Below are 16104 nucleotides of genomic sequence, written 5' to 3'. Positions count from 1 at the left end.
GAGGTCACCGGCACCAGCCGGACGCACCCACAACATAACCACCGAAACGATCAGAAGGGGAGCGCCGAACCACGCCGACGACCACAAGATTAGCAGCCGCACAGGATGCCTTGACCCGAAAAGCCGTGGCGCCAACCGCTGACGACTCCAATTGGTGATTCACGTCGGCGATTTCGCCCGGTCGCCGCGGGGTCTCCGGCAGTTCACTCCGGGTTCCAGCCGCTTCGTCCTCTCTCCCGCCGGTCCCCCGGTCAGCTCACGCCGGCGACCCGCCGCGTGATCCTCGCGGTGCCCGGGCCTCCGTCGGCGGGCGTTGAGCTGTACCAGGACCGGCGCGAACATAGACTTTGGCGGGTGAGCGACATGCCGCCTGTGGCGAAGAAGGTCCCGGTCGAGCGCACGCACCACGGCGACACGGTCGTGGACGATTACGCCTGGCTGTTCAGCAAGGACGATCCCGACACCATCTCCCACCTCGAGGCCGAGAACGCCTATACCGAAGAGATGACGGGGCATCTGAAGGATCTCCAGGAGAAGGTGTTCCAGGAGATCAAGAGTCGAACCCTGGAGACCGACCTGTCGGTGCCCAGCCGTAAGGGCGCCTGGTGGTACTACTCGCGCACCGAAGAGGGCAAGCAGTACGGCATCCAGTGCCGGGTCGCGGCGGACGGGGACAGCCCGCCCGAGCTGACCCCCGGCGTTCCGCTGCCTGGTGAGCAGATCCTGCTCGACGGCAACGAACTGGCCGGCGACAGCGCCTTCTTCTCCATCGGGACCAGCGCCGTCAGTCCGGACGGCACGAAGCTCGCCTATTCGACCGACTTCACGGGCGACGAGCGCTTCACGCTCAGGTTCAAGGACCTCGACACCGGCGAGCTGCTCCCCGACGAGATCCCCGGGGTCTTCTACGGCGGCGCCTGGTCGGCCGACGGCTCGACCTTCTTCTACTCCACCATCGACGACGCGTGGCGGCCGTACCGCATCCACCGCCACACGCTGGGCTCCGACGACGACGTCATCGTCTACCAAGAGGACGACGAGCGGTTCTGGGTCGGGATCGGGCTGACGCGGAGCCAGCGCTACCTGATCGTGAGCGCCGGCAGCAAGATCACGAGCGAGATCCGGGTCCTGGACGCCGACGACCCCACGGGCGAGTTCAAGGTCGTCCGCCCCCGTCGCACCGGCGTCGAGTACGGCCTCGACCACGCGGGCGACCATTTCCTCGTCCTGCACAACGAGGGCGCGGTGAACTTCGAACTCGCCACCGCGCCCATCGACGACCCGGCCACGTGGACACCGCTGATCGAGCACCGCGACGACACCCGACTCCTGGACGTCGACGCGTTCAAGGACCACATCGTCGTGCACTTCCGGCGGGACGGCCTGGCGGGCATCCGGATCCTGCCGCGTGACGGGCGCGAGCCGTACGAGATCTCCTTCCCCGAGCCGATCTACGACGTGGCTCCGTCGGGGAACGCGGAGTTCGAGACGAGCAGGCTCCGTCTCGGGTACACCTCGATGATCACGCCGACGTCCGTGTACGACTACGACCTCCGGACCAACGAGCTGATCCTGCTCAAGCAGAAGGCCGTCCTCGGTGGTTACGACCCCGCCGACTACGAGCAGTTCCGCGCCTGGGCGCCGGCCGAGGACGGGACGAAGGTGCCGATCTCCATCGTCGTCAGGAAGGGCACGGACCGTCCCGCGCCGACCCTCCTGTACGGCTACGGCAGCTACGAGACCTCGATCGACCCGTACTTCTCCGTGGCCCGCCTGTCCCTGCTCGACCGGGGCTTCGTCTTCGCCGTCGCACACGTGAGAGGTGGCGGCGAGATGGGCCGCCGCTGGTACGAGGACGGCAAGCTGAACAAGAAGAAGAACACCTTCAGCGACTTCGTGGCCTGCGCCCGGCATCTCAAGGCCGACGGCTGGTCCAGTCAGATCATCGCGCGCGGCGGGTCCGCCGGCGGTCTCCTCATGGGGGCCGTCGCCAACCTCGCGCCGGAGGAGTTCGCCGGCGTCGTCGCCGAGGTCCCGTTCGTCGACGCGCTCAACACGATCCTGGACCCGTCGCTGCCGCTCACGGTCATCGAGTGGGATGAATGGGGTGACCCGCTGCACGACCCCGAGGTCTACGCGTACATGAAGTCGTACTCGCCGTACGAGAACGTGGACGGCCGGGCGTACCCGCCGATCCTCGCGATCACCAGCCTCAACGACACCCGTGTGCTCTACCACGAGCCCGCCAAGTGGGTCGCCAGGCTGAGGGAGTCCGCGCGGGGCGGCCCGTTCCTGCTGAAGACCGAGATGGGCGCGGGACACGGCGGGCGCAGCGGCAGGTACGACGCGTGGCGTGAGGAGGCGTTCGCGCTCTCCTGGATTCTGGACCGAGTTGGAGTTACCGAATGACCTACGTGGCGGCAGACGACAGGTACGGCCCCATGCCGTACAACAGGACCGGCAGGAGCGGGCTCAAGCTGCCCGCCGTCTCGCTCGGCCTCTGGCACAACTTCGGCGACGACAAGCCGATCGAGACGCAGCGGGCCATCCTCCGCAGGGCGTTCGACCGTGGGGTGACCCACTTCGACCTGGCCAACAACTACGGCCCGCCGTACGGCTCGGCCGAGATCAACTTTGGGCACATCTATCAGCAGGATTTCGTGAAATATCGGGATGAGCTGGTGCTGTCGACCAAGGCCGGATACGACATGTGGCCCGGGCCGTACGGCGAGTGGGGGTCGCGGAAGTACCTGCTGTCCAGCCTCGACCAGTCGCTCAAGCGGATGGGTGTGGACTACGTCGACATCTTCTACAGTCACCGGTTCGACCCGGAGACCCCGCTCGAGGAGACCATGGGCGCGCTCGACCACGCGGTGCGCTCCGGCAAGGCCCTCTACGCGGGGATCTCGTCCTACTCGCCCGAGCGGACGAGGGAGGCCGCCCAGATCCTCCGTGAAATGGGGACGCCGCTGCTCATCCACCAGCCGTCGTACTCCATGCTCAACAGGTGGATCGAGGGCGGGCTGCTCGACGTCCTCGAGGAGGAGGGGGTGGGCTGCATCGCCTTCTCCCCGCTCGCGCAGGGCATGCTCACCGACCGCTACCTCGACGGCATCCCCGGCGACTCACGGGCCGCGCAGGGCAAGTCGCTCGACCCGGGCCTGCTCACCGACGAGTCCCTCCGCCACATCCGCACGCTCAACGAGATCGCGAAGCAGCGCGGCCAGTCCCTCGCGCAGATGGCCCTGGCGTGGGCGCTGCGCGATCAGCGGGTCACCACGGTCCTCATCGGCGCCAGCAGCGTCAGGCAGCTCGACGACAACCTCGACGCGGTGAACCGGCTCGGCTTCTCCGCCGAGGAGCTGGCCGCCATCGACAAGGACGCCGTCGAGGCCGGCATCAACCTCTGGGCGACCTCGAGCGAAGGCTGATCCGTCAGATCGCGTCGTGCCGTTGAAGGTAGGCGAAGGAGGCCCAGCCCGGGAGCACCGGCAGCCAGAACGTCAGCAGGCGGAACAGGAGCACCGCCGACGTGGCGACCGTCCCGGGCAGGCCCGCCACCGTGAGGCCGAGGGACAACGACGCCTCGACCGCCCCCAGCCCGCCCGGCGTGGGGGCGGCCGAGCCGATCGCGTTGCCGGCCAGGAAGACGATCGCGACCGTCGTGAAGCTCAGATCGCCGCCGAACGCGCGCACGCACGCCGTCAGACAGGCCACGAAGGCGACGGTCAGCAGCAGCGTCCCGCTCACCCCCTCGAGGATCTTGCGGGGAGACTGCAGCACGTCGAGCAGACGCGGGATCACTCCGGAGAACATCGCGCGGACGCGGGTCGTCAGCATCCGGCGCAGCGGCCGTACGGCGAGGACGATCAGGAACAGGACCGCCACGCTGAGGAGCGCGATCAGCAGCCCGCGTGACGGGGTGAGCGACGGCGCGGCCTGGGTGCCGGTGACGTATCCGAAGAACAGCAGCAGCATGATGTGCGACGCGAGGCCGACGAGCTGCGAGGCGCCGACACTCGCGACCGCCGGCCCTGGGGGGATCCCGCGCTTCTGCAGATAGCGCGTGTTGATCGCCACCCCGCCGACCGCCGCGGGCGCCACCAGCTTCACGAACGAACCGGCGAACTGCGCCAGCACCGTCCGGCCCAGAGGCAGCGGCTCGGGCACGAAACCCCTCAGCATGATCGCAGCGGCGAGGTAGCTCGCCGCAGCCGTGACCAGTGCGGCGCCGGTCCAGGCCCAGTTGGCGGTGGTCACGACCGAGACCAGGTTGATCTGGCTGAGCTGGGAGAGCAGGAAGTAGACCGCGAGAGCGCCCGCGATGATCGTCACCAGGGTTCTCGGGCGGAACCGCTCGAGGCGGACCTCCTCCGCCGCGACCTGCGGCTTCAGCGCCACGATGTGCTCGCGGATGGCGGGAAGGAGCTCCCGGTCCTTGCGGGCGGCGGTGCGCGTCTCGCGGCTGAGGGCGATGCGCTGCAGCAGCGGCAGCGCGCCGGCGAGCGCGTCGGCGCCGAGCACGGCCGCGGCCGACTTCACCGAGCGCTCGGGCCCCACACGGGTGGCGAGATAGGTCAGGAGCTGGGCCACGTCCAGCCGGAGCAAAAGATCGCCCGCCGCGATCTCACCGCTGCGGGCGTCGACCAGGAACACCTGGCCCGCCGGATCGACGTGGATGCTCTCCCCCGTCAGGTGCCGATGGGCGAGCCGGTGGGCGTGGAGCAGCCGGACCTGACCCCACAGCTGGGCCAGCAGTTCGTCGTCGAAGTCGTCGTCGGACAGGTCCTGCACCGGCCGGCTGTCGATGTGCTCGTAGGCCAGCATCGCCGCCTCGGTGCCGATCTCGCTGGTGCCGAGCAGGCGCGGCAGGCTCGCCCCGGCGGCCTGCGCGGCGTAGGCCATCAGCGCCTCGCGCTCCAGCTCCGCCCGCAGGGACCGGATGGCCCGCCGCCGGGTCTCGGTGTTGAGCCGGATCCGCCGCCACAGGCGGTAGACGATCCCGGCGACCTGGCGGTCCCGGTCGAGCACGGTGACGTCCAGGCGGCGCTGGTCGGCGAGGCCGATGAGGTAGCGGCGGCTGCCCGAGCTGTCGTCCTCCACCCTCCGCGCGCTGACGGGCGAGAAGCCGAGCCGTCTGAGGGCCCCGAGCACCGCGCTCCCCGGCGGCCGGGTGTTCGCGCTGCCGATGCCGTACAACGTTCCGAAACCGACGGCCATGCCGACGAGGTAGGTGAGGATCACGCCGAGCGCGGTGACCTTGGTGGCGGTGAAGAGCGCGAGCACGTCGAGGGCGAGAGCCGTCCACATGAGGGCGCGCCACTGGGGCCTGCGCGACATCCGCACGGCCGTCGCGTACGCGATGGCCGGGGTCAGGACGCTGTTGAGCGGCTCGACGTCCCTGCTGCCGGTGAGGAGTTGCACGAGCTCGGCCGGGCCCGCCATGACGAGCCACTCGTCCAGCGTGTAGGCGATCAGCAGGGCCAGGATGGCGGCGATGAGGCCCTGCGCGACGCGCATGCCGTCCCGGTGGAAGACCCGCTCGACGGCGAACGCCACGGGGACGACCAGCACGGCGACCCCGCCGAGAAGCCCGGAGACGTACGACAGCAGGGCGGGTGCCCTGCCGGTGCCCGCCTGGACGTCGGTCTCGAGGCCGTTGAGCGTACGCTGCAGGGCGAGGGCCATCAGCACGACGGCGGTCAGGGCCAGCAGGGTCAGCAGGAAACGCAGGGCGTCCGAGGGGCGGCGGATCCGCTGCGGAAGCAACGGCTCGACGACGAGGACCACTCCCTGCTGTGGAGTGTCCAGCGCCTCGTCCTGCTCCTTGATACCTCTCACCACCAGCGATTCTGTGCGATCTTCGAGCTCGGTGTCCACAATTGACGGCATGCGTCTCTCACTCGCCTCGGACAGTCTCGACGGAGTGGCGACCCGCCTGGTCGCCGAGGTGCAGCGGAGAGGGCATTCAGTGACACTCTATGGAGCCCTGGCCCCTGGTGGCCGTGCCGATTGGGCCTGGTGTTGTTCGGCCGCCGCGAAAGACGTCTCATCAGCACGATCCGATCTCGCGATCGTGTGCTGCTGGACGGGGACCGGCGCCTCGATCGCCGCCAACAAGATCCCTGGAGTGCGGGCGGCGCTCTGCGTCGACGCCGCCACCGCCGACGGCGCACGCCGGTGGAACGACGCGAACGTCCTGGCCCTCAGCCTGCGTCTCACCTCGGACCGGCTTCTCGAGGAGATCCTCGACGCCTGGTTCGCGGCCGCCCCGAGCACGGACGACGACGACATCGCCAACATCGCCCACCTCGCGGATCTCGAGTCGTAGCCGGAACGTAAGGTTGCGCCCATGGAGTTGCGGATTCTGGGGGCCTGTCCGCTGGACTGCCCCGACACGTGCTCGTGGGAGGTCACCGTGAGGGACGGCCAGGCCGTCGCCCTCCGGGGCAACCGTGACCATCCGTACACTCGCGGGGCGCTGTGCGTGAAGGTCAACCGGTACCTGGAGCACTCCCGCGCCCACGACCGCATTCTGCACCCCATGCGCCGCGTCGGGCCGAAGGGGTCCGGCGAGTTCGAGCGGATCTCCTGGGACGAGGCGCTGACCATCGTCTCCGACCGGCTGACGGAGATCGTCCGTGAGCACGGCGGCGAGGCGATCTGGCCGTACCAGGGCACGGGCACCCTGGGCGACATCCAGGGCTCGGAGGGCCTGGCCGGCCGGCGGTTCTGGAACGTCCTCGGCGCGTCGCGGCATGACCTGAACATCTGCTCGACCGCCGGCAACGACGGCCTGCGCCTCACCAACGGGACGCCGGCCGGCATGGACCCCGAGACCTTCGCCCTGTCCCGGCTGATCCTGCTGTGGGGCACCAACACCCTCACGAGCGGGCACCACCTGTGGAAGTTCATCCAGGACGCCCGCGCGAACGGCGCGCACGTGGTGGCCATCGACCCGATCAGGACACGGACGGCCGACCAGGCCGACACCTACCTTGCGATCCGGCCGGGGACGGACGCGGCGCTCGCCCTCGGGCTGCTCAACGTCGTCCTGGAGGAGGGCGCCGAGGACACCGCCTATCTGGAGGAGCACACCCTCGGCTGGGAGGAGTTCAAGGCCGAGATCCTGAAATACCCCCCGGCTCGCGTCGCCGAGATCACCGGCATCCCCGAGGAGGACATCCGGGCCCTCGGCGTACGGCTCGCGCACACGCGGCCGACGGGCATCCGGGCGACCATGGGCCTGCAGCGCCACGAAGGCGGCGGCGCCGCGTTGCGGATCATCGCCTGCATCCCCGGGGTGACCGGAGACTGGCGCCACCCGGGGGGCGGCGTCGCCTACTCGACCACCGCGCACATCCCGCTGATCGTGGACTCGGCCGAGCATCTGCTGCGCGAGCCCGTCCGGACGCTGACCATGACCCGGCTGGCCGGGCAGCTCGACGAGTCGGTCAAGTGCCTGTGGGTCTACGGCGCAAATCCCCTCGGCTCCTCCCCTGACCAGAACCGCATCCGTGAGGCCATGCGCCGGGAGGACCTGTTCACGGTCGTCATGGAGCAGTTCCCGACGGACACCGTCGACTACGCGGACATCGTGCTGCCGGCCACCATGCAGACCGAGCACATGGACCTCCATCAGGGCTACGGCCACATGTACCTCATGTGGAACGAGGCGGCCGTGGAGCCCGCCGGCGAGTGTCTCTCGACGACCGAGACCTTCCGGCGCCTGGCGCGCCACATGGGGCTGACCGAGCCCTCGCTCCACGAATCCGACCTGGAGATCGCCGAAGGGCTGCTCCGCGGCACGCCTGAGATCACGCTGGACCGGCTGCGCAAGGAGGGCTGGGCCAGGCTCGACGTCGCCGACCCCTTCGTCCCCTTCACCGACGGCTTCCCCACGCCCTCGGGCAGGCTGGAGTTCGCCTCCGACCGTGCCGCGGCGGCCGGGCTCCCCCGGGTCGCGGGCTACGTCCCCTCCCGCACGGCCCGTACGGCACCGGCCGACCGTGAGTACCCGCTCATGATGATCACGCCGGCGTCGCACACCTCGCTGAACACGACCTTCGGCAACAACCCCGAGCTGCTCAGGCGGTCGAAGGGGCCCCGCGTCCTGGTCAGCGCCGCCGACGCCGAGCCTCGCGGCCTGGTCGACGGCGAGCCCGCCCGGGTCTTCAACCGCAGCGGGGAGTTCACGGCCTACGTCGAGATCAGCGACCGGGTCCGGCCGGGCGTGGTCGCCGCTCCCAAGGGCCACTGGCCCAAGCTCAGTCCCGGGGGCGCCAATCCGAACGCCGCCGTGGACGAGCGCGACGCCGACATGGGCCGGGGGGCCGTATTTCACGACAACCTCGTGGACATCGCGCCCCTGTGATCAACCGCTGTGCTTCGCCAGGAACGCCATGATCGAGTCGAGCACCATCGGCCCCTGGGCGGTCCCGAAGAGCGCGGAGGCGTGGGCGAACTCGCCCTTGGCGACGACGAGAGAGCGGTCCGGCGACTTGACGGCTGCGTCGCCGGCCGCCTGAAGGGTGATCGGGGTGGCTCCCTGGTCGCTCTCGGCGGTGATCTGCAGCAGCGGCACGGTGAGCGGCGCCGTCTCCTCGGGGATCACCGTGCCCGCGAGGTTGACGACTCCCTCGGGCGGCTCCTTGAGCCTGGTGGCGGCGACGATCGACTCCGATCCGCCGATGGAGCCGCCGACCAGGAAGATGCGCTCGGCGCCGTCCTTCCTGAGCCGCTCGGTCATCTTCACGATCACGGGGTTGACCGGACCCGAGAGGCCGCGCTCGTAGAGGAGGACGCGGTAACCGGCGGACGTGAGCCGTTCGGCGAGCGGCCGCCACGTACAGGCGTCACCACCCCGCTCGTACGACACGACCACTCCGACGGGGCCGTCTCCCATGATCAGCCCGTCGAACATGACGCCGCCGCCGTCGTAGGTGAACAGGCGGCCGTCGGCCGGTCCGTAGCAGCCCTGCAGGTTCGGGCCGGTGAGGCTGGCTGACGGAGTGGCGGTCGCGGCCGGGGTCGCGGGGAGCCCGGGCGGACTCGATGCGGCCACGGTCCCGCCGACCGTGCCCCCGCAGCCGGTCAGCAGGAACAGGAGGGCGATCAGGGCTCGCTTCCCCGGCATCCGCGGCTCCCTTATCTATGTAAGAACTGACATAGTGATGGGAATCGAAAGGCACGTCAATGGGCTGGAGGCCACCATGAGCTCCACGATCCCCACTCTCGGGTTCGCGATCCTCTCCGTGCTGGCCAGGGCCGACAGCACGGGCTACGAGATCGCCGGTCGAATGCGCAATCCGGTCGCCCGGTTCTGGACGGCCAGCCACAGCCAGATCCACACCGACCTCCGGCGCCTGCTCGAGGCCGGCCTGGTCGGCTACACCACCGCACCCGGGCCGGGGCCACAGGAGAAGAAGATCTACTCGATCACCGCCGAGGGCCTTGACGCCCTGCGGAAGTGGGTGACGGAGCCGCCGCGCCCCCAGCCCGAGCGGGACGAACTGGTGCTCAAGACCTACGCCGCCTGGCTGGCCGACCCCGCCGCGCTGATCGCGATGTTCCGTACGGCGCTACGCGACCACGAGGGGCGGCTGGCCGAGTACGAGGCCGCGTGGGCGTCCGTCGAGAAGGAGGCGCCGGCGTTCGGCACCCCCCGCTTCGGGAACATGGCCGCACTGCGCTGCGGCCTCACCTACGAGCGGCACCGCGCCGACTGGTGCCGCTGGATGATCGATCAGCTGAGCAGCAGCTTGAATCCCTCGTGGGACGCCTCGTACCCGAGCGAGGCGTAGAAGCGGTGCGCGTCGGTGCGCGCCTTGTCGGAGGTGAGCTGGATCATCCCGCACCCGCGCTCCCGGGCCCGCTCCGCGGCCCACTCCATCATCTTCCTGCCGATCCCCTGACTCCGATGCCGGGAGGCGACCCTGACCGCCTCGACCTGTAGGCGCACCGCGCCCCGCCGCGACAGGCCGGGGATGAAGGTCAGCTGCATCGTCCCCACGATCTCCCCGTCCGACTCCACGACGATCAACTCGTTGCCGGGATCGGCGTCGATCGCCGCGAAGGCGGAGTCGTAGTCGAGACCGGGAACGGCCGTACGGCTCGCCGAGATCGGGTCGTCGACCAGCAGCGCCACGATCGCGGGAACATCCTCATGCCGGGCCGTACGGAATGAAAGGGACATACCGGAGACCCTAGCGGGGCCGGGTCAGGGGGCCGTCAGGGACTTCCCCGATGCTCGCGGGCCTGCGGGAACGCACGATGGAGAGCATGAAGGAACTCAGCAGAAGCGACGAGATGTCGCTGGCCGGAGCCGCCCTGCGCGGCGCCCCCTGGAAGCCCGCCGCGGTCTCCGGCGGCGCGCTCGCGGCCACGAGCCTCATCATGGGTGTGATCCTTCCGGGGTCCCCCGACGTCAGCTGGGCGCTCTGCGTGGGCATCACCCTGTTCTCCCTGGTGGCGAGCATCGGCGCGATAGCCCAGCCGCACGCGGGCGACCGGGTGACCCAGCAGGCGAGGGTGTGGGCCCTGCACCACCCCTGGCGATTCGCCCTCTACCCCGGCCTCGCCGCCGCGGCGCTGATGTACCCGGTGCAGCTGGTCTTCGACGGCGAGGGCATCTTCGGCGCCGCCTGGGACGCCCTCTGGGGAGGCGTGTTCGTCTTCCTCGTCACGGGCGTGCTCGCGCTCGCGATGCGCAGCCGCGCCAGAGCGACGAGGTGACATCTCACTCGTCGGCGGTGCGGTCCCACCACATCGTGACGATCTGCCGCCGGGGGACGGGCCAGACCCCGAGTTCGGCGGCCACCTTGATCACCTCACCGGCCCTGCCGGGGTCGAGGCACAACCTCCGGCAGGCGCTGGCCGCCATCTCGTCGGCCGACTCGAACAGGTCGTCCAGGGACGGGTACCGCTGGGTGGCGACGTCGAATCCCAGTGCCTCGGCGATGGAGACGGCGTCGGCAGCGGTCGGCGCCGTCGGCCTCGACAGACCGTGGAAGTGCTCCCAGAGCGGGTTCAGCCAGCTCGTGGGATGAATCTCCGGCAACTCGACCACGACCCGCCTGCGGGCGTGACGATCCAGGGCGACGAAGAACTCCGCCAGGTCGGGCACGTTGAACACCACATGCGCGCACACCACGACGTCGGCCACGGGCGTGCGCTCCGCGACGTCCGGCCATCGCCCCTCGACCGTCTGAACCGCCGTTCCCCGCGCCTGCCGGCCGAGCTCGGCCAGCATCCCCGCGTTCTCGTCGACGGCGACCAGCAGGGCGGGCTCCAGCGGCAGGCTCGCCGCTCCCGTCCCGGCCCCGACGTCGAGCACCGTGCCGCCGCGCGGCAGCGCCTCACGTGCCCGCTCGTACGTCGGCCCCTTCGGATCGGCCAGTAGCGAACCCGTCCTGCGGGCGAAGCGCTGCACCTGGTGCGTCCAGGGATTCGTCGGCGCCTTCGCCAGGATCTCCTCCGGGATCGCCCAGGACTCCAGGTCCGCCCGCCAGTTCGCTGTCAGATCATCAAGGCCCATCCCGCAACGCTACGGCGAGCGGTCACTCCTCACCAGCCCCACTCCGTGCCGGATGTGTCGGGTAAAAGATGCATGTACGTGGTTACTGGCGGGTAGCATTCAGATAGAGTTACTGACCAGTACGTAACCCCCGGGTCTGGTCCTAGGAGTGCACAGAATGGGTCACTACAAAAGCAACCTCCGCGACCTGGAGTTCAACCTCTTCGAGGTCTTCGGCCGCAGGGAGATCCTGGGCACCGGCCCGTTCGCCGACGTCGACGAGGACACGGCACGCACCGTGCTCGACGAGGTGAACCGGCTCGCGACGGGACCACTGGCGGAGTCGTTCGAGAACGCGGACAGGCACCCCCCGGTCTTCGACCCCGCGACGCACAGCGTGACCATGCCGGAGAGCTTCAAGAAGTCCTACCAGGCCTGGGTCGACGCCGAGTGGTGGCGGCTGGAGCTGCAGCCGGAGCTGGGCGGCACGACGGCGCCGCGCAGCCTGGTGTGGTCCATGGCGGAGCTGGTGCTGGGCGCCAACCCGGCCATATGGATGTTCGCCTGCGGCCCGGCCTTCAGCCACCAGCTCTACGAACTGGGCACGCCCGACCAGAAGCGGTTCGCCCAGCTGGCCGTCGACCGCAACTGGGGGGCCACCATGGTCCTCACCGAGCCGGACGCGGGCTCCGACGTCGGCGCCGGCCGCACCAAGGCGATCGAGCAGCCCGACGGGACCTGGCACATCGAGGGCGTCAAGCGCTTCATCACCAGCGCCGAGCACGACATGGCCGAGAACATCTTCCACCTCGTGCTGGCCCGCCCCGAGGGCGCGGGCGCGGGCACCAAGGGCCTGTCGATGTTCCTCGTCCCCAAGTACCTCGTCGACCTCGAGACCGGAGAGCTGGGCGAGCGCAACGGGGTCTACGTCACCAACGTCGAGAAGAAGATGGGCCTCAAGGTCTCGACGACGTGCGAGCTCACGCTCGGCGAGCGGCACCCGGCCGTCGGCTACCTCGTGGGCGGCGTCCACGAGGGCATCAAGCAGATGTTCATGGTCATCGAGAACGCCCGCATGATGGTCGGGACGAAGGCCATCGCGACGCTGTCGACCGGTTACCTCAACGCGCTCGACTACGCGCGCAACCGGGTCCAGGGCGCCGACATCACCCGCTCGGCCGACAAGACCGCCCCCCGCGTCACCATCACCCACCACCCCGACGTGCGCCGCGAGCTCATGCTGCAGAAGTCGTACGCCGAGGCCATGCGGGCGCTGGTCATCTACACGGCGACCTTCCAGGACACGATCCAGATCGCCGAGTCCGAGGGCCGCCGGGACACCGCCGCCGAGGCGATGAACGACCTGCTGCTCCCGCTCGTGAAGGGCGTCGGCTCCGAGAGGTCGTACGAGCTGCTCGCCCGATCCCTGCAGACCCTCGGCGGGTCGGGCTTCCTGCAGGACTACCCGATCGAGCAGTACATCCGCGACTCCAAGATCGACTCCCTGTACGAGGGGACGACCGCGATCCAGGGCCTCGACCTGTTCTTCAGGAAGATCCTCAGGAATCAGGGTTCGGCGCTGGGCTCCCTCCTCGGCGAGGTCAAGGCCTTCGCCGGCTCCGGCGCGGGCAACGGCCGCCTCAAGGTCGAGCGCGCACTCCTGGACGAGGCGGCCGACGAGGTGAAGGCCATGGCGGACACCATGGCCGGCTGGGCGATCTCCTCGATCGAGAACCCGAACGAGGTCCGCAAGGTGGGCCTCAACACCACCCGGTTCCTGATGGCCCTCGGCGACCTGGTGCTGGGCTGGCTGCTGCTCCGCCAGGCCGAGGTGGCGCTCAACGCCCTGACCGAGTCGGACGAGGACAGGGCGTTCTACACCGGCAAGGTCGGGGCGGCCACGTTCTTCGCCCAGACCGTCCTGCCCCGCCTGGCCGCGGAGCGGCGCGTGCTCGCCGCGACCGGCGACGAGTTGATGGAGCTCCCAGAAGAAGCCTTCTGAGGCTTCCTGCGTGGTGGCGGCCGCCCGGATCTCCCAGCCGGAGATCCGAGCGGCCTTCCGGTAATTGGATCTCGCGCGGCCGGGTATTACCGATTGCGCACAGTCTCTTTACCCCGCCACTACGAACGTCCCGGAGGTCACGCGATGGGCATCGGGGTCAGCATCTTCTTCATCACGCTCGGTGCGATCCTGAAGTTCGCCATCGAGCCCGACGTCCTGGGCGACACCGTCCACATCGACGTCATCGGCGTGATCTTCATGGTCGTCGGCGGCGTGGGGCTGTTGCTGAGCATCGTGTTCGCCAGCCGTCGTGGCCAGACCTCCGACAACCACCTGATGGAGCACGAGAACAAGCCCGAGGCCTGACCCCCGCCCCGCCTGGGCGCAGGGGGCCGTCGGGCTCCGTTCGCGAGCGAACCAAGGCTCTATCCGACCTCGGCGACGACCACGGTGGCCGTGTCCGCGTCCGCCTCCCCCAGAAGGGCACCGCCTGGGGCCCAGACAGCGGAGCGGCCACAACCAGTCCACGGACCCGCCGGCCCGACATGGTTGGCCAGCACGACGTACATGTTCAAATCCCTAGCGATGCCCGGATAGATCGCGGCCCGCTCCTCAACTCCGCCGGCCGTCCCGTAGAGCGAGCCGGCCAGGTGCACGTGGCACCCGTCAGCCGCACCACGCGCGACCAGACTGGAGAAGTGGTTGTCGTAGCAGGTGGCAAGCGCGAAACGCATCCCCCCGAGCTCGAACCGCCCATCGTGCTGCCCCGCCGTGAAGACGCTCTGCTCGTGCTCATACAGGTGCTGTTTCCGGTACGTGGTGACCAGCTCACCGTCGGCCCCGAAGACCAGCGTCTCAATGGCAGGGCGTGTCCCGCCCGTGGCAACGGCACAGTTGACGACGGTAACGATGCCGCTCTCGCGGATCGTGTCCAGACGTGGGTCCTCTGCCGTCACCCAGAGCCCGGGATCGGCCACCACGGCTTCGAGCTCGTACCCGGTGAGGGCCAGTTCGGGGAACACCACCAGCTCTGCGCGCTGGGCACGGGCATCGGCGGCGAGGGCGGTCATGTGCCGCACATTGGCGGACATGTCGGCTGGAGCGCAGGTGAACTGTGCGGCAGCGATCTTCATGGGGGTCCGATCTGCCGGGCGCTCTCAATACATCGGCTGGGAGCCGGGCGAGGCCGACGGCTAGAACGCGTACTGGACCGCCGCGCGTGAGGCCATGATGGGCGCGATGAACTCGGCGATCACGGCCCGGTGCGTCGGGTGGTCGCGGTAGACGAGATAGTCCTCGGGCGAGTCGAAGTCGGCGACCACGGCGAAGTCGAAGTTGCCCTCGTTGATTCCGGCGTCCGCCCCGACCACGTAGTCCCGCAGTTGACCGATGACGGCCGGCAGCTCGCGCAGGCGCGTGGCCACCTCGGCCTTCTGGTCCTCGGTGGCGTCCTCGGTCCAGGTGAACATGACGACGTGCCGGAACATGGTCTCCCCTTGTGCTGTGGCGTTGCCCGCCACCTTCTCACAGCCCTCGTCGTGCCGGACGCGGCGACCGGCCTCCCGGTCGCCGCGCCCGATCACGTACGGCTCAGCCCCACGCGAGCATCTTCAGCGGGTCCTCGAGCATCGCGCCGATGTCCCGCAGGATGTACGACCCGATCTCGCCGTCGATCAGCCGGTGGTCGAACGAGAGGGCGAGGGTGGTCACCTTGCGGACGGCGAGCTGCCCGTCGACCACCCACGGCATGTCCCTGATCTGGCCGAGGGCCAGGATCGCGGCCTCTCCGGGATTGAGGATCGGCGTGCCCGCGTCGATCCCGAACACGCCGACGTTCGTGATCGTGATCGTTCCGCCGGTCAGCTCGGCCGGGGTGGCCTTGCCGGAGCGGGCCCGCTCGGTCAGGTCGTTCAGCGCCCCGGCCAGTTCGGGCAACGACAGGTCCTGGGCGTCCTTGATGTTCGGGACGATCAGCCCCCGATCGGTCGCGGCCGCGATGCCCAGGTTCACGTAGTGCCTGACGATGATCTCTTCGTCGGTCCACGTGGAGTTGGCCATCGGGTGCCGCCTCACCGCGGTGAGCAGCGCCCTGGCGACCAGCAGCAGCGGGGAGACCTTGACCTCGGCGAAGTCGGGCATCTGGCGCAGCCGCCTGACCGCCGCCATGGTCTCGGTCACGTCCACCTGGAGGAACTCGGTGACGTGGGGCGCGGTGAACGCGCTCGCCACCATGGCCTGCGCGGTGGCCCTCCTGACGCCCCTGACCGGGATGCGCTCCTCCCGGCCCGGCGCCGCCTGCCTGAGCGGCACCGTCGGCCCGGTCGCCGGCGCCGTGGCGCCGACGGCGGACTGGACGTCGTCGCGGGTGATCGAGCCCTGGGGGCCCGTCCCCTCGACGGTGGTCAGATCGACGCCCAGATCCTTGGCCAGCTTGCGCACGGGCGGCTTCGCCAGAACGCCGACCCGCGCGGCGGGGGCGGGAACCGGGGCCGGAGCAGCGGGGACCGGGGCCGGAGCAGCGGGGACCGGGGCCGGAGCAGCGGGGACCGGGGCCGGAGCGGCGGGGACCGGGGCCGGAGCGGGGGGG

15 protein-coding genes are annotated in these 16104 nt (G+C 69.7%); 8 read left to right on the top strand and 7 right to left on the bottom strand.

Translation table 11 applies throughout. The features are described from left to right. Window positions 1–363 precede the first annotated feature (363 nt). The gene (locus Pph01_RS32085; protein WP_204076938.1) at window positions 364–2409 is read left to right on the top strand and encodes a S9 family peptidase; all 2046 of its coding nucleotides are present in this window, start codon (window positions 364–366) and stop codon (window positions 2407–2409) included. Continuing rightward, window positions 2406–3431, top strand: a complete 1026-nt coding sequence (mgrA, locus tag Pph01_RS32080) for an L-glyceraldehyde 3-phosphate reductase (protein ID WP_204076935.1) — start codon at window positions 2406–2408, stop codon at window positions 3429–3431. Before Pph01_RS32085 ends, mgrA begins: the two co-directional genes overlap by 4 nt. A gap of 4 nt (window positions 3432–3435) precedes the next feature. On the opposite strand, the gene Pph01_RS32075 is transcribed toward mgrA, so the two are convergent. Beyond that, window positions 3436–5841: a lysylphosphatidylglycerol synthase transmembrane domain-containing protein gene (locus Pph01_RS32075; protein WP_239117170.1), complete on the bottom strand. Its 2406-nt coding sequence runs from the start codon at window positions 5839–5841 to the stop codon at window positions 3436–3438. A 49-nt stretch (window positions 5842–5890) separates the two neighbouring features. Here Pph01_RS32075 and Pph01_RS32070 point away from each other — a divergent pair, with 49 nt between their 5' ends. Next, window positions 5891–6331, top strand: a complete 441-nt coding sequence (locus Pph01_RS32070; protein ID WP_204076933.1) for an RpiB/LacA/LacB family sugar-phosphate isomerase — start codon at window positions 5891–5893, stop codon at window positions 6329–6331. Window positions 6332–6352: 21 nt separating this feature from the next. Beyond that, on the top strand, window positions 6353–8374 hold the full coding sequence (locus tag Pph01_RS32065) for a molybdopterin-containing oxidoreductase family protein (protein ID WP_204076932.1): 2022 nt from the start codon (window positions 6353–6355) through the stop codon (window positions 8372–8374). Here the strand turns inward: Pph01_RS32065 and Pph01_RS32060 are convergent, their stop codons facing one another. After that, the gene (locus tag Pph01_RS32060; RefSeq protein ID WP_204076931.1) at window positions 8375–9136 is read right to left on the bottom strand and encodes an alpha/beta fold hydrolase; all 762 of its coding nucleotides are present in this window, start codon (window positions 9134–9136) and stop codon (window positions 8375–8377) included. It abuts the gene before it with no gap. Between the two features lie 76 nt (window positions 9137–9212). Between Pph01_RS32060 and Pph01_RS32055 the strand changes: the two genes are divergently transcribed. Further along, a complete protein-coding gene (locus Pph01_RS32055; protein ID WP_204076930.1) occupies window positions 9213–9803 on the top strand; it encodes a PadR family transcriptional regulator in 591 nt (196 codons plus the stop codon). On the opposite strand, the gene Pph01_RS32050 is transcribed toward Pph01_RS32055, so the two are convergent. After that, window positions 9746–10195, bottom strand: a complete 450-nt coding sequence (locus Pph01_RS32050) for a GNAT family N-acetyltransferase (protein ID WP_204076929.1) — start codon at window positions 10193–10195, stop codon at window positions 9746–9748. The two genes, Pph01_RS32055 and Pph01_RS32050, sit on opposite strands and share 58 nt — an antisense overlap. Before the next feature lie 86 nt (window positions 10196–10281). Here Pph01_RS32050 and Pph01_RS32045 point away from each other — a divergent pair, with 86 nt between their 5' ends. Beyond that, window positions 10282–10734, top strand: a complete 453-nt coding sequence (locus tag Pph01_RS32045) for a hypothetical protein (RefSeq protein WP_204076928.1) — start codon at window positions 10282–10284, stop codon at window positions 10732–10734. A 4-nt stretch (window positions 10735–10738) separates the two neighbouring features. On the opposite strand, the gene Pph01_RS32040 is transcribed toward Pph01_RS32045, so the two are convergent. After that, a complete protein-coding gene (locus tag Pph01_RS32040) occupies window positions 10739–11536 on the bottom strand; it encodes a class I SAM-dependent methyltransferase (protein WP_239117169.1) in 798 nt (265 codons plus the stop codon). 157 nt (window positions 11537–11693) lie between these two features. Between Pph01_RS32040 and Pph01_RS32035 the strand changes: the two genes are divergently transcribed. Beyond that, window positions 11694–13517 (top strand): acyl-CoA dehydrogenase, encoded by a 1824-nt coding sequence (locus Pph01_RS32035; RefSeq protein WP_204076927.1) that lies wholly within the window; start codon window positions 11694–11696, stop codon window positions 13515–13517. A 144-nt stretch (window positions 13518–13661) separates the two neighbouring features. Next, complete coding sequence (locus tag Pph01_RS32030; RefSeq protein WP_204076926.1) at window positions 13662–13883, top strand: hypothetical protein; 222 nt, start codon at window positions 13662–13664, stop codon at window positions 13881–13883. Between the two features lie 59 nt (window positions 13884–13942). Here Pph01_RS32030 and Pph01_RS32025 read toward each other — a convergent pair whose 3' ends face one another. The 3 genes from Pph01_RS32025 to Pph01_RS32015 all read right to left on the bottom strand — a co-directional run. After that, complete coding sequence (locus tag Pph01_RS32025; RefSeq protein WP_204076925.1) at window positions 13943–14650, bottom strand: carbon-nitrogen hydrolase family protein; 708 nt, start codon at window positions 14648–14650, stop codon at window positions 13943–13945. A gap of 60 nt (window positions 14651–14710) precedes the next feature. After that, the gene (locus tag Pph01_RS32020) at window positions 14711–15100 is read right to left on the bottom strand and encodes a Dabb family protein (protein WP_308441935.1); all 390 of its coding nucleotides are present in this window, start codon (window positions 15098–15100) and stop codon (window positions 14711–14713) included. Window positions 15101–15107: 7 nt separating this feature from the next. Beyond that, on the bottom strand, window positions 15108–16104 hold a 997-nt coding region (locus Pph01_RS32015; protein WP_204076924.1), incomplete at its 5' end, for a dihydrolipoamide acetyltransferase family protein.

The sequence above is a fragment of the Planotetraspora phitsanulokensis genome (assembly GCF_016863295.1).
Lineage (GTDB): Bacteria > Actinomycetota > Actinomycetes > Streptosporangiales > Streptosporangiaceae > Planotetraspora > Planotetraspora phitsanulokensis.
This window is presented reverse-complemented; position numbering and strand designations above follow the sequence as displayed.